The sequence below is a fragment of the Kocuria sp. CPCC 205235 genome (assembly GCF_040980905.1).
Lineage (GTDB): Bacteria > Actinomycetota > Actinomycetes > Actinomycetales > Micrococcaceae > Kocuria > Kocuria carniphila.
Genome location: NZ_JAVKPR010000004.1, coordinates 139,958 through 165,940 on the forward strand (window position 1 = coordinate 139,958; position 25,983 = coordinate 165,940).

A 25,983-nucleotide genomic window follows, 5' to 3' on the forward strand; every position below is an offset into this window, starting at 1 on the left:
CTCCTCGAAACACCCCTCCACTGAAGAACCGCGGTGGGTCACTCCTCGTGAGTGACCCACCGCGGTTCGTGTATGTCGGGTCCTCAGACCGCGTGACAGATCCGAGGAGTTCCGCTTATGCGTTGGCCGAACGGTTCCAGATCCCCTGGATCCAGGTCTCCACATCCTCGGGGGAACGCGGGAGGGCCTCGGAAAGGTTTTCATTGCCGTTCTCGGTGATCAACACGTCGTCCTCGATGCGCACGCCCATGCCCCGGTACTCCTCGGGGATCGAGAGGTCCTCGGCCTTGAAGTACAGGCCGGGTTCGATCGTGAACACCATGCCGGGTTCGATCACGGCGTCCAGGTAGAGTTCACGCTTGGCCTGGGCGCAGTCATGCACGTCCAGACCCAGGTGGTGGCTCGTTCCGTGTGGCATCCAGCGACGGTGGTGCTGGCCGACCTCGGACAGGGACACATCCGCCGATACAGGCAGCAGTCCCCATTCCTCGAGCCGCTGTGCCAGGACCTTCATGGCGGCCGCGTGCACGTCGCGGAACTTGTTGCCGGGCACGGCGGTCTCGAAGGCGGCGTCGGCGGCGTCGAGCACGGCCTGATAGACCTTGCGCTGGATGTCCGTGTAGCTGCCGTCGACCGGCAGAGTGCGAGTGAGGTCCGCCGTGTAGAGCGACTCGGCCTCGACACCCGCGTCCACCAGGATCATCTCGCCGGGCTTGACCGACCCGTTGTTGCGGATCCAGTGCAGCACCGTGGCGTTGTTTCCCGACGCCGCAATGGTGTCGTAGCCCAGGTCGTTGCCTTCCAGCCGGGCACGGGAGAAGAACGCGCCCTCGACCACGCGTTCGCCGCGCTCGCCACCGATCGCGCGGGGGAGGACCGCCACGATGTCCTCGAAGCCGCGAATCGTGGCGTCGACCGCGTGGCGCAGCTGACCGATCTCGTAGTCGTCCTTGATGAGGCGCAGCTCGCTCAGCGCCTCCGTGAGCTTGGCGTCCTTGGCATCGGACTGTTCCAGGTCCACACCGGTGTTCAGTCGGGAGGTGTCCACCAGAGCGTCCATGTTCAGGTCCACGTCGCGCACCAAGCGGATGGTCATACCGCCCAGGGCCGCGTTGCCGGCGTTGACCGTCACAGCGTCCTCAAGGCCCGAGAGGTCCTCGGTGGGCAGATCGAACTCATCGGAGAGCTGTTGCAGGGTGGGGCGCGGACCCACCCAGAACTCACCGTTCTTGGCGTCAGCGTAGAACTCGTCCGAGTCGCGGCCGGCCATCGGGTGGAAGTACAGGGTGGCGGTGTGGCCGCTGCCGTTATCGCCCTGACCGTCCTCGGTGGGCTCCATGACCAGAACAGCTTCCGGCTCGTGGTCCACACCCATGCCGGTCACGTGCGCGAACGCAGAGTGCGGCCGGAAACGGTAATCGGTGTCGTTGGAACGCACCTTGGGAGCACCGGCCGGAATCACCAGACGCTCGCCGGGGAACAAGCGAGACAGCTTGGCGCGGCGCGCGGCGGCGTATTCGGCGACCTCGGAACGCGCTGTGTTCGTGGTTTCGGGAGCGGCCCACCCGGACGCCATGAATTCACGGAAGGCATCCGTGTCAGGGCGCTGCGAGCGGTTGTCCACGCGCTGCTCGAGCGGCTGTTCCTCGCTGTCCTGGGACGCTGCGGACGGGGTGACGTGCTGGGAGCTTTCGCTCATGTACGTATTCATCTCCTTGGTGCGCTGTATCGCTGGAATCGTTGCTTCCATGGTGCCACGCGGGTCAAATGAGACGCTGCGGGTATCGTTGCCAGTGATGCGCATCGACCTCCACATCCACTCCATCGCGTCGGACGGGACCGAAACACCCGCCGACGTCGCTCGCTCGGCCAAGGCCGCCGGTCTGGACGTTTTCGCGTTGACCGATCACGACACCACCGCGGGCTGGCAAGAGGCCGGCGACACCGCCGTCGAACTGGGGCTGGCTTTCGTTCCTGGCATGGAAATCACGTGCACCACGTCCAATGGTGTGTCGGTGCACATGCTCAGTTACCTGCACGACCCCACCTACGAACCCTTGTGGAATGCGGTGGAGTCCTCTCGCTCCGGGCGGCTCACCAGGGCCAAGCGGATGGTGGAGCTGCTCTCCGCCGACTACGACATCTCGTGGGACGATGTCCTGCGCCACGTGGGGACGGACGCGACCGTGGGTCGCCCGCACATTGCGGACGCACTCGTGGAACTGGGCATCATCTCCAACCGTTCCGCGGCATTCTCCGACATCCTGTCGGGTCGTTCGCCGTACTACGTGCGGCACACGACCATGAACCCGGTGGAGGCCATCAAGCTCGTGCGCGCCGCCGGCGGTGTTCCGGTGTGTGCACACCCCATGGCTCCCACACGGGGCCGGATCCCCACGACCGCGGACTTCAACGCCATGATCGACGCCGGGTTGGCCGGCCTGGAAGTCGCCCACCGGGACAACCCGGACGAGACCCGGGCGATCCTCATGCAGATGGCGGCGGACCATGATCTGATCGTGACCGGTTCCAGCGACTACCACGGCAAGGGCAAACCGAATCTGCTGGGGGAGAACTCCACGTCCGTGCAGTCGCTGACCCGCATCAGTGAAGAGGCCACCTCGAGGGTCGAGGTGCGCTGGCCGTAAGTGCGACTCGGTACGGCGAACCGCTGGGGCGGAATACAGTGGCGTCTCAGCAGCGAGTGCGCAGCATCTAGCGGTCAGCGGCACGAGACGCGCCAGACGCGCCAGACCGGCGTACGCCGGTCAAGCGGTTCAGGCCCAGGGCTTCTCTGCCAGTCCGTGACGCCCGCCGTACCGCGGTGACTCGGGTTCACTCCAACCACGCGTGAGTTCCGGATCCAGCGAGTAGACCGTGACCGCCAAGGGATGACAGTTGCCGACCGGGTCCTCGCTGTCCTCCCCGAACATCGGCGCGGAGAGATCGCCGCCGGGGCACGCGGACAGGGCCACCAGAAGATCCTGCTCGGCGAAGAACTCGAAGTAGTCGCCGGGTCGAGCGGGGCAGGTCTTCATGAAGTACTCGTCGCGCTCATTGAGTCCGGTGCACTGGAAGACGTTGAGCACGTCGTGCACGTCGAACTCGGTGAGCCCGAACGGCAGCACGGCGCGGGTCAGATTCGAGTGACAGTGGTAGTCGAAATCCGCGTTGTTGAGCATGCGTGAAACGTACGGATCGCAGCGTGTGCCCAGGGTGTCGTGGACGCGCCCGCCCTCACGGTCCACCCCGTAATCGGACAGTGTGTCGCCCACGATGGTGGCCATGGGTCGCAGGAACGGCAGTGTGGACCACAAACGATCGAACGTGCTGACATGGGCTGCCTGCAGCTGACGGGTGCGTGAGGCCCAGAAGCGCTCGCGAGGATCGTGCCGGTTCCACAGATTGAGGTCTCCCACCTGCGGGCCGTCCACCGTGGAGATCCGGCACACGTGACCCGCGGGGACTTCCCACGCGCGGCCCGAGCGAATCGGGACGGTCAGTTCGTTCACGACCGTGCGCCGACCGGTGTCCTGGCCGATCCGGCCGTAGAAGTCCCGGTCGACCTGCAATGCAGGTCCCTGATAGGCGGCTTCGGTCAGTCGGTGGTCCGGTGTTGCTGGCACGATGGCTGGCTCGCTTCGCTGCGTCGTGGGTGGAACGGCTCAAAGCCGGAACGGTACGTGCGCGACCGTAGCATCAGACCGTGTGCACGGGAGTATCGGGCAGGCGCTCCGACATGATCTCGACGGCCTCCGGGTTCACATCCACGCACACGAATTTGCGACCGAGGAGCTGGGCTGCCGCGCCGGTGGTTCCGGAACCGGCAAAGAAGTCCAGCACCCAGTCACCGGGTCGCGAGGACGCCGCGATGATGCGACGCAGAATTCCCACCGGTTTCTGCGTGGGGTAACCGGTCTTCTCCTTGCCGGTGGGGGAGACGATCGTGTGCCACCACACGTCGGTGGGAAGTTTGCCGCGGGCAGCCTTCTCCGGTCCGACCAGGCCCGGTGCCATGTACGGTTCCCGATCCACCTCGGCGGAATCGAAGTGGTACTTCCTGGGGTCCTTGACGTAGACCAGGATCGTGTCGTGTTTGGACGGCCACTTCCGAGTGGATTTACCACCGAAGTCGTAGGCCCAGATGATCTCGTTCAGGAAACTGTCCCGTCCGAACAGCGCATCCAACATGATCTTGGCGTAGTGCACCTCGCGGTAGTCCAGGTGCAGATACAGCGTGCCGTCGTGGGTGAGCAATCGGCGCGCCTCGACCAGCCGCGGTTCCAGAAACGCGAGGTAGTCGGCGAACGAGTCGTCGTAGCGGCGCAACTGCCCCATGACGGTCTCGTAGGACCGGCCTGAGAACCCCACGCGATCGCCCTCACCGTCCGCCACGGGGATGGACTTGGTGGTTCGGCGAACCTGGGCCCGGCCCGTGTTGAACGGCGGGTCCAGGTAGATCACGGTGAAGGACTCGTCCGGGAGCGTGCTCAGCACAGCCAAGTTGTCACCTTGAATGATGCAACTGTCCCCGTGGGGATCGAACCGGAACGAGTCCTTCTCCGTCAATTCGCGTTACTCCGCGCCGGGGTTGACCTGCTGGGCGCCACCCTGCTGCCCGTTGCCCTGGTTCTGGCCCTGATTCTGGCCGGAGGGACGACGGCGACGACGACGCCGCTTGCGGCCACCGTCCGTGGCCTCCACGGTCTTTTCGCGCTCGACCTTCTCACGCTGGGCGCGAGGCTGATCGTTCTCATCTTTGCGGGGCGCATCGGAGGAGTTCTCGCTGCGACCGCGACCACCGCGACCCCGACCACCCTGGCGGGTGCCCGACGAGCGGGAGTCGCCGCTGCGGCGTCGTGAATCCGAGCCCTCACGCGGGGAACGGGACTTCTTGCCGGGCTCGCCCAGGTCCTCGAGCGTCTCCGCGTCCAGACCCTCGTGGGTGCGCTGAGCCTTGGGCAGCCGACCCTTGGTGCCCTTGGGGATGTTGAGTTCGGTGAACAAGTGCTCGGAGGACGAATAGGTCTCCACGGGCTCCGGAACACCCAGCTCGAGGGCCTTGTCGATCAGACGCCAGCGGGGCACATCGTCCCAGTCGACGAAAGTGACGGCCGTACCCTTATTTCCCGCGCGGCCGGTGCGACCGGTGCGGTGCAGGTAGGTTTTCTCGTCCTCGGGGCACTGGAAGTTGATCACGTGCGTGACGTCTTCCACGTCGATGCCGCGCGCGGCGACATCCGTGGCGACCAGGACGTCCACCTTGTTGTTACGGAACGCGCGCAGGGCCTGCTCACGAGCGCCCTGACCCAGGTCGCCGTGTAGCGGGGCTGCGGCGAAACCGCGGTGGATCAGCTCGTCGGCCAGCTTGGCGGCGGCGCGCTTGGTGCGCGTGAAGATGATCGAGCGACCGCGGCCCTCGGCCTGCAGAATGCGCGCCACGACCTCGTCCTTGTCCAGGTGGTGGGCGCGGTAGATGACCTGGCGGATGTCCTTCTTGGTGCTTCCCTCATCCGGTGCGGCGGCACGGATGTGCATGGGGCGGGACATGTAACGGCGGGCCATGGCAACCACGGGGCCGGGCATGGTGGCCGAGAACAGCATGGTCTGGCGGACCTCGGGAACGGCGCTGAGCAGCTTCTCCACATCCGGGAGGAAGCCCAGGTCCAGCATCTCATCGGCCTCGTCCAGCACGACCAGGCCCACGTGGCTCAGATCCAGGTAGCGCTGACGGTTGAGGTCGATCAGACGACCCGGGGTGCCCACGACGACCTCTACACCGCGCTTGAGCTCCTCGATCTGGGACTCGTAGGCGCGTCCACCGTAAATGGTGGCCACGCGGGCGTTGCGGGTCTTGGCGGCCACGGCCAGATCGTTACCGACCTGAACCGCGAGCTCGCGGGTGGGAACCACGATCAGTGCCTGCGGGGCACCGGGGTTCTTGAGCTTGTCCCAGCCGGCGTCATCGCGGCCGATCACGCGCTGCAGGGCGGGAATGCCGAAGCCCAGGGTCTTACCGGTGCCGGTCTTGGCCTGGCCGATGATGTCCTGACCGGACAGTGCCACGGGCAGGGTCATGGACTGGATGGGGAAGGGGGAGGTGATGCCGTGATTGGCCAGTGCATCCACGATGTCCTGGCGCACGCCGAAGTCCGCGAAGGTCTGCGTTACTTCGGGTTCAGCGGTTTCGATGGCCTGGGTTCCGGCCTCGTCGGTGTCCGGGCCGTTGGGCTCGGTGGTTACGGTAATTTCGGTCACGATGGTCCTTTGTTTCGGGTACATCGCGGGGCCCGTCACCGGCGCACTCGTGACCGTCCCGTGAGGGGATGGGGGGCGAGAACGCCGGGGGCCGCCGCGCGGCGAAGTGGAAGCCGATCGTGAAACAAATGCAGATCCGGGGCTCACGGAGCGTTGCGGTCAGCAACCCTGCCGGGCCGACTCGGACTAGCGAAAAGTGAACGTTACGGTCTCAACCGACGACCGGTCATCCTGTCAACGTTTCCCAGTGTAACCGCCAGAAGCGGAAAGCACCGCCTCGTGAGTATGAGGCGGTGCTTTCACACGTTCGGCGGCCAGCAACCCGGCAGACCCGAAATCAGCTTTGCGGGAGCGGAGTGAAACCCACGTGACGCTTGGTCTCGGTGCCGGTTTCCACGTAACCGATCTTCTCGGAAGGAATGACCGTGGTGGTTCCCTTGGAGTCCTTCAAGACCAGGGGAGTGCCGGAGCTGAGGGCTTCGGTCACCTTGGCCTCGACCTCTTCGGCGGTCAGGTCTGCGTTGACCGTCAGTTCACGACCCACGTTCTGGATACCGATCTTGATGTCCACGTCGGTTTACCTCCTGCTTGGTTGAGGGGTGCAGCTCGCCCGGCGAGACTGACACCTGTGATTGAGAGCCAGTCTAGGAGTGGCCTACTTCCAATCCTCATCGAGGATGCTGATTCCGCCCCAGGCTAAACGGAACACTTGTTGTTGAGCTTCCTGCCGGGTGGCACTTTCCGGGTGCTGTGCCCAGTACACCGCCGCCGTCTGCACCATTTGCACCAGGCCTCGGCCGAGCATCGCGGCTTGGGTGTGGGGAATACCCACGTTCGGGCCGAGCACGGACGCGATGATGCCGGCAATGCCGTCGTAGAAGTTGTTGAGCCTGTCCGCGACCTCGGGGAACGCCAACAGGTCCGCGCTGAAGACCAAGCGGTGGGCCTGCGGTTGATGTTCCACGAACTCGAAATGGGTGTCGATCATGGACTCCACGCGGATTCGATTCACATCACTGGCCGCCAGTGAATGATCCAACTTGGCGGACAGGTCCACCAATGTGTACTCCACGAGCGCCAGATACAGCTCCCGCTTGCCCGGGAAGTGCTGGTACAGAACCGGCTTCGAGACGCCCGCGGCGGCTGCAATGTCGTCCATGGACGTGGTGTGGTATCCACCGTCCGCGAAGGCGTTCAGCGCGGTTGTGAGCAATTGATCGCGGCGGTCTTCCTTGGCCATCCGCGGCGCGCGAGAGTAGTTGGAGGTACCGGCGACTGTTTGTTCCGGTTGGCTATTAGGTTGCAGATTCATTGTGGTCCTCCTCGCGGCGGGAGCCCCCGCCTTGTGATTAGCCGACCGCGCGATTCTGCGCAGTAGTCGAGGGGGATTGATCCGCGGGGGGATTCTGCTGGGATTCGCGATGGGCGGGGGCACCCACCTCGATTCCGTACAGCGCTTCCAATCCGGTGAAGTATTCGTCAGCACGGCCCTGTGAGGCCAGTTGCTTTGCTCGAACGGTGGGAGTGTGCAACAGCGAGCGGACCATCCGGCGCAGGGCCATTTCGATCTGGTCCTCGGCGCCGGTGCAGCCGTGGTGGGAACGAACCTTTTCCATTTCGGCGTCCAGGACGGCCATGGTGTGCTTGCGCAGCGCGACGATCGCGTCGTCCATGGCGCGGGCGTTCTGGGCAGCCTCGAACTTCTGGGCGGCCTGGTTCACGATGTCGCTGGCGGCGGCCACGGACTCTCCGGTTTCATCGGGGGCGGCCACGCGGACGGACTCGAGGGTGATGAGTTCCACGTGCGGCAGGTCTGCAATGGCGGGGTCGAAGTCGCGGGTCAGGGCCAGGTCCACCACGGTGCGGGGGCCTCCCGGGAACGACGACGCGGACATGGGGGAAGATCCTCCCGAGCAGCCGATGATCACGTCCGCGCGGCGCAGGGCCGCGGGCAGCTCGGCGTCCGAGACGGGGCTTCCACCGCGCTGGTCAGTGAATTGTTCGGCGCGGCCGGATCCGGAATACACCTCGATGTCCGCGCAACCACGATCGCGCAGGGCCGCCATAGTGGCTCCCGCGTACGCACCGGTTCCGAAGACCAGGGCGCGGCGCTCGGGCCACGAGCGGGCGGTGATGTCATCGGCGAGATCCAGGGCCACGGAGACTATGGAGCGGCCCCGTTCACCGAGCTCGGTGCGCGAACCCACTTCGCGGGCCGTGCGGGCGGCGGACTCGAACAACTGCACGAGATGACCGGAAACGGTCCCGGACTGCTGGGCCTGGTTCAACGCACGCCGGACCTGACCGGTGATTTCGCGTTCGCCCACAACGGCCGATTCCAGTCCTGAGACCACAGTGAACAGGTGCTGGGGGACCTCAACCCCGGTGAACGCGTCCATGGTTTCCAGAACGAACCGTTCGTCCAAGCCTGCTCGTTGGGCAATGCGCTCCACGATTTCCTGCTGGGCGCGGGCCACCTGACCCGCGGGGTCTCCGTGCTGGTCGGTCTTGAGCTCACCGTAGAGCTCCAGCCGGTTGCACGTGGACAACGTCACGGCGCCGTTCAAGGCGCCTTCGGAGACCGCTTCTTCAGCCACGCCCAGGGCACCGGTACTGAGCCGTGCGACCGTGTTGAGGTCGACGGAGCGGTGCGAGGCGACAAGACAGAAAAGGACCACAATCCAGCCATTCTAGACGAATTCTTCTGGTGCTCTCAGCATAACCATGCCGTAGGCGACTTGCCCGGACGTGGACAGGTCGTCAATAAAACTCCCATGTTTCCTTGGCACAATGGGAGGCACTATGGCTTCCCAGGACTTCAGCGCCGCCGCGCCCAGCGACCCCGCACACCGTACCGACTCCACCGAGCAGCAGTCTTGGGATCAACGCATCGCAGCATTGAGCTCGGATCACCCGCTCAAGCGTGACGAGGTCGCCAACTCCGCGTTGATCCGCACGCTGCGTGGCTTGGGCGCGCCCCACACCCCGGTGTGGTTCATGCGTCAGGCGGGGCGCTCGCTGCCCGAGTACCGCGAGGCTCGTGAAGGCACCGGCATGTTGGAAGCGTGCCTCACCCCCGAGCTCGCTGCCGAGATCACCGTGCAGCCGGTGCGTCGCCACAAGGTGGACGCGGGCATCTTCTTCTCGGACATCGTGGTCCCCATGAAGCTGGCTGGCGTGGGCGTGGACATCGTGGTCGGTCGCGGTCCCGTCCTGGACCAGCCCGTACGCACCGCCGCCGACGTCGCGGCCTTGCCCGAACTTCCCGACGCCGCTCTCGACCCCATTCGCGAGGCCGTCTCCCGCACCGTGGACCTGTTGGGTGACACCCCTTTGATTGGTTTCGCCGGCGCACCGTTCACGATCGCTGCCTACGCCGTAGAGGGTGGCCCGTCCCGGGATCACCTGCGTCCGCGCACCATGATGCACGCGGACCCCCAGGCCTGGGATGCCCTGGCCCAGTGGGCGGCCCGGACCTCCGGTGCATTCCTGCGAGCTCAGGTCCAGGCCGGTGCCTCAGCGGTGCAGCTCTTCGACTCGTGGGCCGGTTCGCTCTCGCTCGCCGATTACCTCGAACACGTGCAGCGTCACTCGGCGGATGCACTGGCCGCCGTGGCCGATCTGGGAGTGCCGCGCATCCACTTCGGCACCGGTACGGGTGAGTTGTTGGCCGCCATGCGTGACGCAGGAGCGGACGCCGTGGGTGTCGACTACCGCATCCCCTTGGACACCGCCGTGGAACGGGTCGGAAAGCGTACGGTGGTACAAGGCAATATCGACCCCGCGTTACTGGCTGCCCCTCGATCGGTGTTGCACGAACACGCTCGCGACGTTCTGCGCCGCGGCCAGAGCGCGCTCGCACACGTGGTGAACCTGGGTCACGGCGTTCCTCCGGAAACCGACCCCGAGGTACTGACCGACCTGGTGGCCTTCATTCACAAGGAGACGCAGTGACAACTTCGCCAGGTGCAACGGCCGCTACCGGTACTCGGCGTAAGGCCCGCACGGCCCTGGTCGTGGGTGGTGGCGTTGCCGGTTTGACGGCGGCCAGAGATTTGGCCGCCGCGGGCTTGCGCGTCACGCTGGTCGAAGCCGACGATCACTTCGGCGGTGCCGTGGGCGCCCACGAGGTCGCCGGGCTGGTCCTGGACTCGGGAGCGGAGTCGTTTGCGACCCGTTCGGACGCCGTCCCGCAGCTGCTCGAAGACTTGAACCTCAGTGACCGCGTGGTCAGCCCCAATCCGGCAGGCTCGTGGTTGTACCTTCCCGAAGGTGCGATGCCCGCGCCCAACACCGGCGTGCTGGGCATTCCCGCCGACCCCGCGGCGTCGTCGTTGCGACCCGCCCTGGGACGCTCCGGAATCGCCCGCGCGCGGATGGACCGGATGCTGCCCGCTTCGGTGGGGGCGGGGGAAAAATCGCTGGGCTCGTTGGTGCGCGCCCGTCTGGGTGCCCGTGTGCTCGAGCGGCTGGTCACCCCGTTCGTGTCCGGCGTGTACTCGACCCACCCAGATGAACTCGACGTCGACGCCGTCGCCCCCGGTCTGCGCGCCGGTCTCCGCGAGCACGGCAGCCTGTGTGCGGCCGCCGGGGCCCTACGCGCCAAGAGTCCGGCCGGTGCGAATGTGGCCAGTCTGGACGGCGGCATGAACCAACTCAGCGAGCGCTTGGTGCGCGACGTGGAATCCCGCGGCGTCAAGATCGTCACCGACTACGACGTGATCGCCCTGGACCGCGATCCCCGCCGCCCCGGCTGGATGGTCATTCAACGTCAGCCACAGAACGGCGATAAGACTGCCGTGGCGCGCGGTGAGCTCCTGGTCATGGCCGCGGACGGCCCCACCACGGTGCGACTCATGGGCGGTCACCTGCCCGATTCGCAGCGTTACTCTCCGAAGCCCGGGCCGCGCGTTGCCCTGGCCACGCTGGTGTTGGACTGTCCCGATCTCGACGGCGCCCCGCGCGGCACCGGGCTGCTGGTCAGCTCGGACGTGGAAGAGGTGCGCGCCAAGGCGCTGACGCACTCGAGCGCCAAGTGGGCGTGGGTTCAGCGCGAGGCCGGAGAACACCGGCACGTTTTGCGGCTGTCCTACGGGCGTGCTGACGCCGGTTCCGACACGGTCCCACCCGAGGTCGCGTTGCCCGACGGGCACCTGATTTCACTGGCGATCAGCGACGCGCGCACCCTGATGGGGGTGCACATCGGACCCGAACAACTGGTCGGAGCGGACGTGGTGCGTTGGCACACGGCCCTTCCACGCACGGACGTGGGCCACAGCAAGCGCGTCAACGATTTCCGCCGAGCCATCAAGGACGTCCCGAACGTGATTGCCGTGGGCGCGTGGCTGTCCGGTACCGGACTGGCCGCGGTGGTGGCCGACACACGCCAGCAGGTCGCGAAACTGCTGCGCAACCACGGGTACGAAACACCCGCACAGCGGGACTGAAACTTCAGCCATGACACGAGCATCGAAAGGACACACACGATGAGTGAGCACGTACACGCAGCACAGCAATCCGCCGTCGAGACGGAGGAAACGACCGAGGAGAAGCTGTACTGGGCTGTTTACACCGTGCTGGAGCGAACCGGGGACCGCACCCCGGACGCCGATTCCGAGGCCCACCAGGCCGAATTCGATCGTCTGGTCCAGGAACTGTCCGGTGACAACGTGACCGTGCGCGGCGTGTACGACGTCTCCGGCATGCGTGACAACGCCGACCTCATGGTGTGGTTGACCGGTGATCAACCCGACGTGCTGCAGGAGGCCGTGCGCAAGATCCGCCGCCAGCCGCTGCTGGGTGGCACCCGCCAGGTCTGGAACGCGATGGGTGTGCACCGCGACGCAGAATTCACCCGCAACCACGCGCCGTCGTACGCGCGCGGCATTGCCCCCGAGAAATGGGTGTGCGTGTACCCGTTCGTGCGCTCCTACGAGTGGTACTACATGAACTCCGAGCGCCGCGCCGAAATGCTCAAGAACCACGGCATGAAGGCTCGCGACTACCCGCAGGTACTCGCCAACACCATTGCGTGCTTCGGGCTCAATGACTTCGAATGGCTGCTGGCCCTGGAAGCGCCCGAGCTCGTGGACCTGGTCGACGTCATGCGCGAGTTCCGCAACACCGAAGCGCGCCTGCACGTGCGCGAGGAGATCCCGTTCTACACGGGCCGCCGGATCGAAACCAGTGAGATCGCCGAGGTGCTGCGCTAAGCATGGCACCCGTCGAACAACAGGTCAGCAATCCTCTCAGTACCGCCCGCGCCGCGGAACCCCGGCACTTCGACGCCGTGATCCTCTCGTCCTTCGGTGGTCCCGAGGGCCAGGACGACGTGATTCCGTTCCTGCGCAACGTCACTCGTGGGCGCGGCATCCCGGATGAGCGCCTCGAGGAAGTCGCCACCCACTATCGCGCCAACGGGGGAGTGAGCCCCATCAACGCCCAGAACCGTGCGCTGCGCGATGCCTTGGAAACGGAACTGCGCGATCGCGGCGTGGACGTGCCCCTGCTGTGGGCCAACCGCAACTGGGACCCCTACGTGGCCGATGTGCTCACGGAGTGCAACGACCGCGGTTACCGGGACCTGTTGGTCCTGGCCACCAGCGCGTTCTCCGGATACTCGAGCTGCCGCCAGTACCGTGAGGACTACGGCATGGGGCTGGAAGAACTCGGTCTGGCGGACACGTTGCACGTGGAGAAGGTGCGCCCGTACTTCGACGAGGTGGGGTTCCTGACCCCCTCGGTGGAAGGTCTGCGGGACGCCCTGGCCAAGCTGCGCGAACGCACGGCGGAGGGCCCTTTGGAGGTGCTCTTCACGACCCACTCGGTTCCGGACACCGATGCCTATGCTTCAGGTTCTGAACGCATCGAGTTCGAGGAGAACTCCGCGTACGTGGCCCAGCACCTGGCCGCTTCACGTTGGATCGTGGCTCAACTCGGCGACGCCATGGACGGCGTGAACTGGCAACTCGTTTATCAGTCCCGCTCCGGCCCGCCGCAGATCCCGTGGCTCGAACCGGACATCTGCGACGTGATCGAGACTCTTCCCGAATCCGGTGTGCAGGGCGTGGCCGTGGTGCCCGTGGGCTTCGTGTCCGATCACATGGAGGTCATCTGGGACCTCGACACCGAGGCCAAGGACGCCGCGGCAGAGGCCGGTATCGAATTCGAACGCGTGGCCACCGCTGGAACGCACCCTGCCTTCGTGGGGGCGCTCGCGGACGCCATCGAACAGCGGCTCGGGACCGAGACGGCTCCGCCGCGTGTCTCGGCGTGCGGGCAGGGAACGTGGTTCGACAACTGCCCCGCGGACTGCTGCACCAAGATCCTGCGCGGCCAGACCGAACCCCGGCCGACCGTGGCACAGACCCCGCTGGACCAGCCCATTGCCGTGGCCATGGACGAGCAGGGCGAGGTGATCTACCGGTGAGCGAAAAAACCTTCAGGGTCGGAACGCGTGGTTCCCAGCTGGCGATGACGCAGACCGGTTACGCGGCGGATGCCGTGGGTGCTGCTGCCGACCTAACGCCCGAGCTGATCACCGTGCGCACCGAGGGTGATGTGCTCACGGGGCCGCTGTCCCAGATGGGCGGCACCGGGGTCTTCGCGACCGCCCTGCGTGCGCGATTGCTGGACCGTGACGTGGACCTGGCGGTGCACTCGCTCAAGGATCTGCCGACCGCACCGGTCCAAGGCCTGGTCATTGCCGCCCTGCCGGAACGTGAGGATCCCCGGGATGCCCTGTGCGCCCGCGACGGTCTCACGCTGGACGAACTTCCGCAGGGTGCGGCCGTGGGTACGGGTTCACCGCGCCGCGTGGCCCAGCTGCGTGCACTGCGCCCCGATCTGAAGATCGTGGACATTCGCGGCAACGTGGGAACCCGCCTCAACCGGGTGGCCCCGGGCGACCTGGATGCGGTGGTGCTGGCGGCGTCGGGCCTGAAGCGTTTGGGCCTGGAAGGTCGGATCACCGAGTACCTGGACCCCGAGCGAATGCTGCCGGCACCGGGGCAAGGCGCGCTCGCGCTCGAGGTCTCGAGTGAACTCCCCGAGGATTCACCGCTGGGCCGCGGTCTGGCCGCCGTGGATGACCTGCCTACGCGCCTGGCGGTCACCGCCGAACGTTCCGTGCTGGCCCGGCTCGAGGCCGGTTGCGCCGCGCCCGTGGGAACTTTCGGCCGCATGGTCGACGGCGATCTGCACCTTGACGTGGTGGTCGCCAACCCTGACGGCACCGAGGTCATGCGTCGCTCGGAAGCTACCGATGAACTCTCCGTGGAGGCCGCCGCAGCCCTGGGCGTGCGGATCGCCGACGAACTTCTGGCCGACGGCGCCGATCGATTGGCGCGGTTGACCCTGTGATATCCCGCGTGTTGGTCACTCGCGGTCCCGCCGTGTCCCGTGAACTCACGGGGCTGCTGCGGGACCGCGGGTACGACGTACGCGTGGCACCTTTGCTCGAGGCGCAGTTGCCCGAGGACACCGCTGCCCTGCGGGCCGTGTTGGATCTCGCCGCTGGCCCTGAGGTTCCCACATGGCTCACCGTCACCTCCGCGAACACGGTGTGGGCGCTCGCGGCCATCGCCGACAATTCCGACTGGGGTGCCGCTCTGGACCGAGCGCGCGCGAGCACACCGAAACTCTCCGTTGCAGCGGTTGGCCGCGCCACGGCGTCGGCGTTACGACAGGTTGGAATCGGCGTGGACTTCACCCCGTCGCACGAACAGAGCGCGGCCGGAATGCTGGCCGAATGGCCCACCGCACGCGCCTCCGCGGGGGAAGTCGCGCTGGTGCCCGCGTCCGAACTGGCGTCGTCGGCCCTTGCGGATGCACTGGCCGAGCGCGGCTATGACGTAACGACCGCCGTCGCCTATCGCATGGTGCCCGCACCGGCCGCCGAGCCTTTACAGCCAGACGCTCCGCTCGGTGACGATCCGGCCGTGCTCGACGCCGACGCCGCTCGCGACCAGTGTGCGCGCGGCGAGTTCCGCGCCGTGGTGGCCACGGCGCCGTCGCGCGTTGCTGCCCTGTTGGACGGCCTGGCGCCTCCGCCCGGGGGGACGAGGTGGGTGGCGATCGGCGAACCCACCGCCGCCGCGCTGCGACAGCGCGGCCTCACGCCCGTTGTGGCCGAGGATCCGAGTCCGGCGGCCCTGGCTGTGGCCGTGGATCGCGCCCTTGAAGATTTGTTCAAGACCACTAGTTCGACCGAGGAGAAATCATCGTGAGCTCACACGCACCGTTGTACGACCTGGTGTCACGCCCGCGCAGGCTCCGCACCAATCCGGCCATGCGCCGCTTTGCCGCGGAGAACCGCGTGCACCCTGAGGAACTGATCCTGCCTGCGTTCGTCAAGGAAGGCATTTCCAAACCCGTGGAGATCCAGTCCATGCCCGGCGTGGTTCAGCACACCGTGGACTCGCTCAAGCAGGCTGCGGCCGAGGCCGTGGAGCTGGGGTTGGGCGGCATCATGCTGTTCGGCATCCCCGAGACCCGCGACGCCGTGGGATCCGCCTCACTCGAGGAGGACGGGATCCTGAACCACGCGATCGCCCAGGTCCGCGCCGAGGTGGGCGATGACATCGTGGTCATGTCCGACCTGTGCCTGGACGAGTTCACCGACCACGGTCACTGCGGTGTGCTGGACGATGACGGCGTGGTCGACAATGACGAAACGCTGCGGATCTACGCCGAAATGGGCGTGGCCCAGGCGCAGGCCGGAGCCCACATGGTGGGCCCGTCCGGCATGATGGACGGCCAGGTGGGCGTGATCCGCGCGGCACTGGATTCCGCCGGCTACCAGGATGTCTCGGTACTGGCGTACTCCGCCAAGTACAACTCGGCGTTCTACGGTCCGTTCCGCGAGGCCGTGGATTCGGCGCTCACGGGTGATCGCAAGACCTATCAGATGGACCCGTCGAACCGTCGCGAGGCGCTGCACGAGCTGCAACTGGACCTGGACGAGGGCGCGGACATGGTCATGGTCAAGCCGGCCATGAGCTACCTGGACATCCTGCGGGATGTGGCCGAGGTGTCCCCGGTGCCCGTGTCCGCGTACCAGATCTCCGGTGAGTACGCGATGATCGAGGCCGCAGCGGGTAACGGCTGGATCGACCGCGACGCAGCGGTCAAGGAGTCCGTGCTGTCCATCAAGCGCGCGGGAGCCAATTCAATTTTGACGTACTACGCCGCCGAACTGGCGCGCTGGTACCGCCAGGACAACGGGAACTAAATCAGACTGCCGCCGCGCGTGCCCCCAACCGGCCGCGGCACACACGACCGGGAAGATCCCCGGTGGAAGGAACCAAGTGATCTCATGAGTGTCTCCCAAGAACTGTTCGACCGTGCTCAACGCGTGATGCCCGGCGGCGTGAACTCCCCGGTGCGCGCCTTCAACTCCGTGGGCGGTACCCCTCCGTTCATCTCCGCAGCCAAGGGTCCGTACCTGACCGATGTGGACGGTCGCGAATACGTGGACCTCGTGGGTTCGTGGGGTCCGGCACTGCTGGGCCACGCGCACCCCGTGGTGTTGGAATCGGTGCACGAGGCTGTGGAGCGCGGCCTGTCCTTCGGTGCCACGACTCGCGGTGAGACCGAACTGGCCGAGCTGCTGGTCGATCGTGTGGGCCCGGTGGAGGAGATCCGCATGGTCTCCACGGGCACCGAGGCCACCATGACCGCTTTGCGCCTGGCCCGCGGTTTCACCGGCCGCGACCTGGTCATCAAGTTCGCCGGTTGCTACCACGGTCACGTGGACTCGCTGCTGGCCGAGGCCGGTTCCGGCGTGGCCACCCTGGCCCTGCCGGGCTCGGCGGGCGTGACCGAAGCGACGTCATCCCAGACGCTGGTGCTGCCGTACAACGATGTCACCGCCTTGGAACAGGCCTTCGCGGATCACCCGGGCGAGATCGCCGCGGTGATCACGGAGGCAGCGCCCTGCAACATGGGCGTGGTGACCCCGGAGAACAACTTCAACGCCGAGATCCGCCGCGTGACCCAGGAACACGGCGCGCTCATGATCCTGGACGAGGTGCTCACCGGGTTCCGCGTGCACGAGGCCGGTTACTGGGGTCTCACTAACGAGGCAGAGGGCGGCTGGACCCCCGACCTGTTCACGTTCGGCAAGGTGATTGGCGGCGGCCTGCCCACCGCGGCACTCGGTGGCCGCGCGGACGTCATGAACTACCTGGCTCCGACCGGTCCGGTGTACCAGGCGGGCACACTGTCCGGTAACCCGATCGCCATGGCGGCCGGCCTGGCCACGCTCAAGTGTGCCGATCGCATTGCCTACCAGACGATCGATCGCCGCTCCGAGCAGCTGCGTGACGCCGTGCGCTCGGCACTGGACACCGCTGGCGTGAACTACTCGATCCAGGAGGCGGGCAACCTCTTCTCGATCGCGTTCGGCACTCGCGACACCGGCGTGCACAATTACGCGGACGCCAAGGCACAGGAAACCTTCCGCTACACCCCGTTCTTCCACGCGATGCTGGACGCGGGCGTGTACCTGCCGCCCTCGGTCTTCGAGGCGTGGTTCCTGTCCGCAGCCCACGATGACTCGGCCATGGACCGGATCATCTCCGCACTGCCCGCCGCCGCTCAGGCCGCTGCGGAGGCCCAGCCCGAGCGGGGCTGATTCCGTTTCTGCGGGATGCGGGCCATTTGGTGCGGGTTTACTCCACGGTAGACCGGTTTACCGTGCAGTAAGACCGCATCAAAAGGTGGTTGGCTCCCACGACGGCGACGGCGCCGCGTCCCTTGCCGGGGCGCGGCGCCGTCGTTCTTTCTGGACACTGGGCGGGTTTGGCTTCAACATTCGGTCAAACTCGGTGGTGGACCGGCCAGGTGCCTTCCACCACGGCGTCCGGGTCGCGGCGTCGGAAATACTCCTGCAATGACGCCGCCTGCTCAGCGGCCCATCCGATTTGGGCCCTGTGGAGTTCGCTCGCCGTGGCCTGCAGTTCGGCGAATTTCTCAGCCATGGCCGCGGCTAACCGTTCGGTGGCCAGGGCATCTGCGGCGGAGGTGTGAGCGGCGTCGAGCACCACGCCGTACTCCTCGCACAAGGCCCCCAGCGTGCGCTTGCCCTTTCGGAATTTGTGCACCTGCTTGTTCAGGATGAACGGGTCGAGCACGGGAAACGGCTCCACCCAGGGCACGCCGTGTCGCTCGCCCTCGCGAGCCAGGACCGTCAGGTCGTAGGCGGCATTGAAGGCGAGTACCGGGGTGCCTTGCCCCCACAGTTCGGCCAGAACGGCGGTCAATTCGGTGACGACGGCGCTCGCGGCCTGTCCCTCGGCCCGCGCCTTCTCGGTGCTGATCCCGTGGACCGCGGCGGCGGCCTCCGGGATCTCGACGCCGGGATCGGCGAGCCATTCCCACTCGCTGACGACGGCGCCGTCGGGAGCCACGAGGACGACCGACGCTGTGACGATGCGGGCGGTCTGTGGATCGCGGCCGGTAGTTTCCAGGTCGAAGCACGCCCTGGGGAGTGCGGTCCAGGGCGTCGTGGGATCGACCGGTGCGGGCTCAGCACCTGTGCCCTCCGGCACTGCAAAAGCTTTGGTTCCGGGCTCACTGTCTGCCGGAATGTGGACCGTCGGTCGGGCGGGTGCGGCGGGAGGTGCCTGGGGCGTCGAAAGTGCGGGACTTTCCGCGACGTCGAACAGCGTGTCCTGTGTGGGATCTTCGGCGGATTTCTGGGAATCGGTGGCTTGCGCGGTGTCGGGGACGTCGAAGAGAGCCGGCTGATCGTGCGGCGAGTGCTGCTGCGGGGAAGGCATGGTGTTTACGCTACCGGCTCCGTCCGTCGGTGTCGTTATGCGTGTCCGCCGGGCGTGATGTGATGGGACCATGCAGACGCAGCATGAGACCCCCTGGCGGATCCTTCCGCCGCGCTCCGTCACGGGGAGTGGCCGGACGTTCACTCCGGATGCCCATCAGCGGGCCGTGACCGAGCTGGAACCGGGACACGGCCCGGTGCTGGTGTTGGGGGCGCCGGGTACGGGTCGTTCGAGCACGCTCGTGGAGTTCGTGGTGCGGCGTTTGGCCGCGGCCGCAGATCCGCAATCGATGCTGGTGCTTGCACCCACGCGAACTCAGGCCGCCGAGCTGCGCGATGCGATCAGCCAGCGCGCGGCAGCCACCATCAGCACGCCGCTCGTGCGGGCCTGGCAGGCTTACGCCTTCGACCTGTTGCGCCGAGCCCACGCGCAAGGTCTACTCCCCGGTGTCATGGAGCCCCCCGTCTTGCTGTCGGGTCCGGAACAGGATGCGTTCATCGCGGACATGATGCGCGGACACACCGCGGGGCACGGGACAGGAATGGTGTGGCCAGCGGACCTGGACCGCGCGTTGCAGACGCGGGGTTTCAGGGGACAACTGCGCGAACTGTTCGACCGCATGAACGAATACCGCATGCCGCCGGAGCGGCTCTCATCATGGGCCGAGCCGCTGGGCCACCCGGAATGGCGCACGGCAGCGGCGTTTCGTGCCGAGTACCAGCAAGTGCGTGCGCTGCGCATGCCCAACGCCTTCGACCCGTCCGAGCTCGTGGACCGTGCCGCCAGGGTGTTGGAGGAGAACTCCGAGTTCCTCGCGGAGGAACGAGCGCGCCTCGGTGTCGTTCTGGTGGACGATCTGCAGGAGGCAACGCCCTCGGTCTACCGCTTGATCGGAGTACTGACCCGCGGGGCGGATGCCATCTATACGGCTAACCCGGATACGACCGTCCAAGGATTCCGTGGCGCGCGCCCGGACCTGCTGCGTACTCTGCAGGACCGCGTGGGTACGGAGCGGTACCCGCTACGTCGGATGTCATTGGACCTCACTCATCGACTCCCATCGGACGTCAATCAAGCCTGGCAACGCGTTGCCCGAGCGATTTCAGTCGTGGCCGGAGCCCGGATCAACCGAGCGCCGGAGTCCTCCGTAGAGAACACGGGCTCGATGCGCGCGGTGGTCTTCGACTCGCCCACGGCTCAGGCCCGATGGTGTGCGGATCACTTCCTGCGGCTCCACGTGCTGGAAGGGGTGCCGTACCGGGAGATGGCAGTGATCGTGCGCAGCGGTTCGCAGTTGTCGTCGTTGACCCGGCAGCTGTCTTCGCTCGGGGTCCCCACCACCTCTTCCGCGGCCGAAACGCCCTTGCGCGAGGAACCGGCCGTGATTCCGCTGCTCAACGCACTACGGCTCTTGCTGGACTCCCAAGGGAAGCCCTCCGGCCCCGATGGAGCTGAGACCCGCGAAACCGCCATCAATGACGAAGAACCGCGGTTGTTGACCGCGGAGGCCGCGGTCGCTCTGTTGACGTCCCGGTTGGGAGGGGCTTCGCCCATGGATGTGCGTCGCATCCGGCAGCGACTGCGTGTCTACGAACTCAGCACCGGCGGCGGACGCACCAGTGACACACTGCTGGTTGAAGCCTTGACTGACGGTGTGCTGCTGGAGGCCGCCGGGGTCCGGTCGGGCCCGGCTCACCGCATCGCGGACATGTTGCACGCGGGGCAGGAGGCTTTGGCCACCCCCGGTGCCACCGCCGAATCGGTCTTGTGGGCGCTCTGGAATGCGTCGGGGGTTGCCGAGCTGTGGCGGCGTCGAGCGATCTCGGGTGGCGCGGAGTCCGTGCGGGCCGATCGTGACCTGGATGCCGTGGTCGGGCTCTTCGAATCCGCCGAGCGTTTCGTGGATCAGGTACCCGGGGCCACGGCGCAGGCCTTCATGGATTACATGGAGCACCAGGAATTGCCCATGGACACGCTGGCCGCTCGTGCTCCCGCGGAGGACAACGTGTCGATCTTGACCCCGGCGGGGTCCGCCGGGCGCCAGTGGGCCCACGTGGTCGTGGCCGGAGTCCAGCAGGGCGTGTGGCCCAACACGACTCTGCGCGGTCAGCTGCTCGGAACAGATGTCCTCACCGATGCCTTGGATTTCGGGGTGGAGCAGGCGGCCCGGTTGGGGCCCTTGGACCGGTTGCGTCAGGTGCGATTCGACGAGCTGCGTCAGTTCGCCACGGCGGTCTCGCGTGCGAGCTCTTCGCTGGTGGTTTCGGCGGTGTCCAATCAGGATGAGCAGCCCTCAGAGTTGTTGGACCTGGTCGCCTCGGGATGGGGCGGGGAGGACTCCGGGCATGAGCTGGAGTATCTGGAGGCGCCGGTGCCACTGACCTTGCGCCAGCTGACGGGGTCACTGCGTCGAACGGTTTTCGATGCCGAGGAGGCCCCCGAACTGGGCGAAGCGGCAGCGCGGTTGCTGCACGAGTTCACCTCTCTTACCGAGCCCGTGCGTGGCGCAGATCCGCAGGAATGGTGGGGGTGGGCCCCGCTCAGTAGCGACGAGCCGCTGTTCGCTGCGGATGATCCGATTCCGGTGTCCCCGTCGAAGATCGAAACCATTCACCGGTCACCCCTGGACTGGTTCGTGAGTGAGGCCAAGGCCGAGGAGGTCACCGACTTCAGCCGGAGCCTAGGAACCCTCGTTCACGACATTGCCGAAACCATGCCGGATGCTCCGAGCACCGAACTGATCGCGGAGCTGCGACGCCGGTGGCCGAGCCTGGGTATGCCTCCCGGGTGGATCACCGACACGGAACAGGAACGCGCGGAGATCATGCTGCGCAAGTTCGCGGAATATGTGATCAATGCGCGCAAGGATGACGGACGCGAGCTGGTGGGAGTCGAAGGGAGTTTCCACGTGCTCGTGCGCGGGGAAGCCCGAGATGCTCTGCTGCGCGGTCGCGTGGACCGATTAGAGGTTGATGCTCAGGGCCATCACATGGTGGTCGACCTCAAGACGGGCAAGTACCAGCCGGCAAGCAAGAAGATCGAGAACCACCCGCAATTGGGGGCCTACCAAGTGGCCCTGCAGGCCGGGGCGGGTGAGCAGATGCGTCGCGAAGTCGAGATCAGGGAACGAGCCGTGGCTGCCGGCGAGGATCCGGATGCCGCCGTGCGGCAGGCCGGTTCCGAACCCATCGAACTGCCCCAGGGAACCGTGATCGCCCAGCCAGGCGGAGCGCTGCTGGTTCAACTGGGCACGAGTAACAAGAAAGTGGGAACCCAAAACCAGCAGCCCCTGGACCCGGAGCATCTGTGGGCCAGGGACCTCATTACCCGTGCCGCGGACCTGGTCTCGGGAACGCGGTTCGAAGCCCGGCACGATTCGGAACACGGGTCCAATTTCGGTTTGCGATGCACCCTGCCCTGGGTGTGTCCGTTGTGCGCAGAAGGTCGACAGGTGAGCGAACGATGACCACCCCCCAGTACTCTCCCTTCGACATTGCCGAGGCACTGGGGGATTTCCCTCCCACACAGCAGCAAGCCGAAGTCATTTCAGCTCCGCTGACGCCACGGCTCGTGGTGGCCGGTGCGGGGTCCGGAAAGACCACCACCATGTCCGATCGGGTGGCGTGGTTGGTGGCCAATCGGCTCGTGGAACCGGAACAAATACTGGGTGTGACCTTCACCCGCAAAGCCGCCGGCGAACTGGCCGAGCGCATTCAGGGCAAGCTGCGCGGACTGCGTCGTGCGGGACTGCTGGGGCCGGAAGCACAACTGGTCGCGGCACCCCACGAGTCGCCGTTTGCACCCGAGCCCGGTGATTCCGATGAACCGGTTGTGCCGCAAGAACCCACCGTGAGCACCTACCACTCCTACGCCAACTCGCTGGTGCGCAGCTACGGACTCAGGTTGGGGGTCGAGGCGGATACTGTGCTCATGGGTCAGGCGCAGGCGTGGCAATTGGCGCACCGACTCGTGGAGAGCTGGGACGGACCATTGCCGGAAAGCATGCCGGCGGTCTCCACGCTCACGACCGGATTGATGAGTCTGGCCTCGGAGTCCTCCGAGCATTTGGTCTCGCCGCACCACGTGGGGCAGTGGGCCCACCAGTTCCGGATGAGCTGTGTGGATGTTCCGCCGGTCGGTAGGAAAAAGGCGATTGCCAAGCCCATCCAAGATGCGCTCAAAAGATTGGAAACCACGGAACTACTCGCTCAACTGGTCGAGCGATTCCAACGAGTGAAGACGATTGAATCTGCCCTGGACTACGGCGATTTGCTGGCGCTCGCGGCGGAGATCGTGCATGTAGACCCTCGAGCCTGTGCCACCGAACGTGACCGCTTCAAAGTGGTCTTGTTGGACGAATTCCAGGACACTTCCCACGCTCAGCTCAAGCTGTTCTCCGGACTCTTTGGGGACGGGCACTGCGTGATGGCCGTGGGTGATCCGCAGCAGTCCATTTACGGGTTCCGTGGCGCGTCTGCGGGGCAGCTGTTCAGCTTTGTGGAGAACTTTCCGCGCAGCAACGGGGATTCCGAAGAGCCGGCTGCGTTTGCGGATTCGAGTTTCCTCACGGTGGCCTGGCGGAACTGCCAGTCCGTCCTGGACGCGGCCAACCGGATTGCCGCGCCCCTGCGTACCCCACCACCGTGGAATCGTTCCGCGTCTACCGTGCAGGTGCCCCCGCTCGATCCCTCGCCCCATGCCACGGTCGGGACTGTGCGGGTGAGTCGGTACGTCACAGACTCGGAGGAGGCTCAGGCCACGGCTCGGGCTATCGCGGAACAGCGGCGCGCCCACGAAGGACAGCCGCTGGACGAGATGCCCACCATGGCTGTTCTGTGCAGGAAGCGGGCTCAGTTCGAACCGATCCGCTTGGAACTCGAGGCGCTGGATGTGCCGTACGAGGTGGTCGGGCTCGGCGGGCTCCTCAGCACCCCCGAAGTCGCAGATATTGTGGCCACGCTGTACGTCTTGACCGACCCTGGACGTTCCGATGCACTGGCGCGGTTGTTGGCCGGTTCCCGTTGGCGGATCGGACCCAAGGATCTCGCGGCGCTGGGGGATTGGGCGGGTCACCTAGAGCAAACTCGGTCCCGCGCGGCTGCGGCGCAGCGAACCGAACTCTCCGCGGAAGAACTCGCAGAATCACCCGCTGAAGAACCCGCAGTTGCCGTGGTTGAAGGCGACATCGTGGACCGGGCGAGTCTGATTGAGGCCATTGAGACGCTGCCCTCGGAAACGTGGGTGTCCTACCGTGGTCGCTCCATCAGCCCCCAGGCGTTGGGCAGGATGCAGATACTTCGATCCGAACTCAACCATTTGCGGTCGGTGCTCGGTGACGAACTCACCTCTGTGATCCATGAGGTGGAGACCACTCTCGGTTTGGACGTGGAACTGGCCGCGAGCCCCGGCATGACGCCCGCTCAGGCACGAAAGAACGTGGACAGTTTCTACGACCAGGCCGTCCAATTCAGCGCGACTACCCGCACGCACGACGTTGCGACCTTCCTTGCGTGGCTCGAGGCCGCCGCCCACGAGGAAAACGGGTTGGAACTCCCGCCGGGGGAGACCCGTCACGACGCCGTTCAGTTGCTGACGGTGCACGCGGCCAAGGGCCTGGAATGGGATCACGTCTACGTGCCGGGGATGAACCAGGGAGATTTTCCCTCGAAACGGAAATCAGCCTGGACCGGAGACTCTTCAAAATTGCCGTGGCCCCTGCGTGGTGATGCCCAACAGCTGCCGCAGTGGAACGCTGATCCCACGGACGTGGAAACGCTCAAGGAATCGTTCGAACTCTTCCTGGCAGACGCCGGCACGCATGATGAAGCCGAGGAACGCCGCCTGGCCTACGTTGCCTGCACACGAGCCAAAACACTGCTTGAACTGTCGTGTTCGGTGTTCCGAGGCACCGCGAAAACCGCGCATGACCCGTCGGTCTTCCTGGAGGAAGTACGGGCCATGACGGAGGAGTCCCATCCCGGTCTCGAGCTGGGGGAGTGGGCCGAGGTTGAGCCGGGCACCGACAATCCCCAGGCGGACACCGTGTTGAGTGCGCTGTGGCCTTACGATCCCCTCGAGGGGCCGGAGATCGTTCGCAAGGAGCGGTCCGTTGACGGCCAGGAAAAGCTCACGGTCTCGACGCCCGTGCACAGCGGTCGGCGCGAACGCATGGACCGTGCGGCCCACGCGGTCCAGACAGGTGGCTTCGATACCACCCGGGAGTTCACGGCGGAGCAACTTGAAACCGGTGAGCACGGGGAAACCGTCAAACGCTGGCGGCGGGAGGCGGAACTGCTCATCGCCAAGCGGGACGCGGTGGAACAGCGCAACACCGTGCACATGCCCTCTCACGTCTCCGCGTCCGCCCTGGTCGCCATGGACTCCAACCCTGAAGCCTTCATCATGGGGTTGCGCCGTCCTATGCCCGCACGACCCGGCTCTGCGGCTCGCGCTGGTACGACGTTCCACACGTGGGTCGAGAATTTCTTCGGTGACTCGGCGATCTTCGACATGGATGAATTGCCGGGTGCCGACGACTACGTGGATGAAGAGCTCGACCTGCCCGCGCTCGCCGAGACCTTCCGCGCGAGCCAGTGGGCGAATCGTCAACCGTACGCGATCGAGCTGCCGGTGGAGACGCCAGTGGGCTCGGTGACCGTGCGCGGCCGGATCGACGCCGTCTTCCGAACGGACTCCGGTGGTTGGGACCTCATCGATTGGAAGACGGGACGAGTGCCTCACGGCCAGGATTTGCGCAGGAAGTCAGGACAGCTGGCGCTTTACCGGTTGGCATTCGCCCGGTTGCACGGACTGGACCTGAGCGATGTCTCTGCCGCCTTCTACTACGTGACCGAGGACAGGGAAGTCCGCCCGCACGACCTCGCCACGGAACAGGAACTGGAGGCGATCGTCGAGTCGATGTATCAAGTGCATGGCTGACAAG

Annotated in this window: 19 protein-coding genes; 11 read left to right on the plus strand and 8 right to left on the minus strand. The window is 66.1% G+C overall.

The annotated features are described in order from the left end of the window. Window positions 1-115 precede the first annotated feature (115 nt). Window positions 116-1,699, minus strand: a complete 1,584-nt coding sequence (locus RF638_RS04790; protein WP_368841531.1) for an aminopeptidase P family protein — start codon at window positions 1,697-1,699, stop codon at window positions 116-118. A gap of 97 nt (window positions 1,700-1,796) precedes the next feature. Here RF638_RS04790 and RF638_RS04795 point away from each other — a divergent pair, with 97 nt between their 5' ends. Then, window positions 1,797-2,648 (plus strand): PHP domain-containing protein, encoded by an 852-nt coding sequence (locus RF638_RS04795; RefSeq protein ID WP_368841532.1) that lies wholly within the window; start codon window positions 1,797-1,799, stop codon window positions 2,646-2,648. A gap of 129 nt (window positions 2,649-2,777) precedes the next feature. On the opposite strand, the gene RF638_RS04800 is transcribed toward RF638_RS04795, so the two are convergent. The 6 genes from RF638_RS04800 to RF638_RS04825 form a co-directional block, all read right to left on the minus strand. Continuing rightward, complete coding sequence (locus RF638_RS04800; RefSeq protein WP_368841533.1) at window positions 2,778-3,626, minus strand: urea carboxylase-associated family protein; 849 nt, start codon at window positions 3,624-3,626, stop codon at window positions 2,778-2,780. 73 nt (window positions 3,627-3,699) lie between these two features. After that, complete coding sequence (locus tag RF638_RS04805) at window positions 3,700-4,569, minus strand: site-specific DNA-methyltransferase (protein ID WP_368841534.1); 870 nt, start codon at window positions 4,567-4,569, stop codon at window positions 3,700-3,702. 6 nt (window positions 4,570-4,575) lie between these two features. Beyond that, window positions 4,576-6,192, minus strand: coding sequence for a DEAD/DEAH box helicase (locus RF638_RS04810; protein ID WP_238663065.1), 1,617 nt, complete (start codon window positions 6,190-6,192; stop codon window positions 4,576-4,578). A 403-nt stretch (window positions 6,193-6,595) separates the two neighbouring features. Beyond that, on the minus strand, window positions 6,596-6,829 hold the full coding sequence (locus tag RF638_RS04815) for a DUF3107 domain-containing protein (RefSeq protein WP_095797440.1): 234 nt from the start codon (window positions 6,827-6,829) through the stop codon (window positions 6,596-6,598). A gap of 84 nt (window positions 6,830-6,913) precedes the next feature. Continuing rightward, entirely contained in the window at window positions 6,914-7,570 is a 657-nt protein-coding gene (locus tag RF638_RS04820) for a TetR/AcrR family transcriptional regulator (RefSeq protein ID WP_129699963.1), read from the minus strand. A 37-nt stretch (window positions 7,571-7,607) separates the two neighbouring features. Continuing rightward, the gene (locus RF638_RS04825; protein ID WP_129699961.1) at window positions 7,608-8,936 is read right to left on the minus strand and encodes a glutamyl-tRNA reductase; all 1,329 of its coding nucleotides are present in this window, start codon (window positions 8,934-8,936) and stop codon (window positions 7,608-7,610) included. A 124-nt stretch (window positions 8,937-9,060) separates the two neighbouring features. On the opposite strand from RF638_RS04825, the gene hemE reads away from it, so the two are divergent. The 8 genes from hemE to hemL all read left to right on the plus strand — a co-directional run bounded on the left by hemE (window position 9,061) and on the right by hemL (window position 17,893). Beyond that, window positions 9,061-10,212 carry a uroporphyrinogen decarboxylase gene (gene hemE, locus RF638_RS04830; protein WP_368841535.1) on the plus strand — a complete coding sequence of 384 codons (1,152 nt, stop codon included), beginning with the start codon at window positions 9,061-9,063 and terminating at the stop codon, window positions 10,210-10,212. Next, a complete protein-coding gene (gene hemG / locus RF638_RS04835; RefSeq protein ID WP_259913411.1) occupies window positions 10,209-11,705 on the plus strand; it encodes a protoporphyrinogen oxidase in 1,497 nt (498 codons plus the stop codon). The genes hemE and hemG overlap by 4 nt, the downstream gene beginning before the upstream one ends. A 39-nt stretch (window positions 11,706-11,744) precedes the next feature. Further along, window positions 11,745-12,470, plus strand: coding sequence for a hydrogen peroxide-dependent heme synthase (gene hemQ / locus RF638_RS04840; RefSeq protein ID WP_315277067.1), 726 nt, complete (start codon window positions 11,745-11,747; stop codon window positions 12,468-12,470). 2 nt (window positions 12,471-12,472) lie between these two features. After that, a complete protein-coding gene (locus tag RF638_RS04845) occupies window positions 12,473-13,687 on the plus strand; it encodes a ferrochelatase (protein ID WP_368841536.1) in 1,215 nt (404 codons plus the stop codon). Further along, window positions 13,684-14,619, plus strand: a complete 936-nt coding sequence (gene hemC / locus RF638_RS04850; protein WP_129699953.1) for a hydroxymethylbilane synthase — start codon at window positions 13,684-13,686, stop codon at window positions 14,617-14,619. The genes RF638_RS04845 and hemC overlap by 4 nt, the downstream gene beginning before the upstream one ends. An 8-nt stretch (window positions 14,620-14,627) precedes the next feature. Beyond that, entirely contained in the window at window positions 14,628-15,485 is an 858-nt protein-coding gene (locus RF638_RS04855; RefSeq protein WP_238663049.1) for a uroporphyrinogen-III synthase, read from the plus strand. Then, complete coding sequence (gene hemB, locus RF638_RS04860) at window positions 15,482-16,489, plus strand: porphobilinogen synthase (protein WP_259913401.1); 1,008 nt, start codon at window positions 15,482-15,484, stop codon at window positions 16,487-16,489. Before RF638_RS04855 ends, hemB begins: the two co-directional genes overlap by 4 nt. 84 nt (window positions 16,490-16,573) lie before the next feature. Next, entirely contained in the window at window positions 16,574-17,893 is a 1,320-nt protein-coding gene (gene hemL / locus RF638_RS04865; RefSeq protein ID WP_129699947.1) for a glutamate-1-semialdehyde 2,1-aminomutase, read from the plus strand. 184 nt (window positions 17,894-18,077) lie between these two features. Here the strand turns inward: hemL and RF638_RS04870 are convergent, their stop codons facing one another. Then, window positions 18,078-18,809 carry a 3'-5' exonuclease gene (locus tag RF638_RS04870; protein WP_274542999.1) on the minus strand — a complete coding sequence of 244 codons (732 nt, stop codon included), beginning with the start codon at window positions 18,807-18,809 and terminating at the stop codon, window positions 18,078-18,080. Between the two features lie 301 nt (window positions 18,810-19,110). Between RF638_RS04870 and RF638_RS04875 the strand changes: the two genes are divergently transcribed. Then, a complete protein-coding gene (locus RF638_RS04875) occupies window positions 19,111-22,506 on the plus strand; it encodes a PD-(D/E)XK nuclease family protein (protein ID WP_368841537.1) in 3,396 nt (1,131 codons plus the stop codon). After that, window positions 22,503-25,979, plus strand: coding sequence for an ATP-dependent DNA helicase (locus RF638_RS04880; protein ID WP_095797429.1), 3,477 nt, complete (start codon window positions 22,503-22,505; stop codon window positions 25,977-25,979). Before RF638_RS04875 ends, RF638_RS04880 begins: the two co-directional genes overlap by 4 nt. Window positions 25,980-25,983 lie beyond the last annotated feature (4 nt).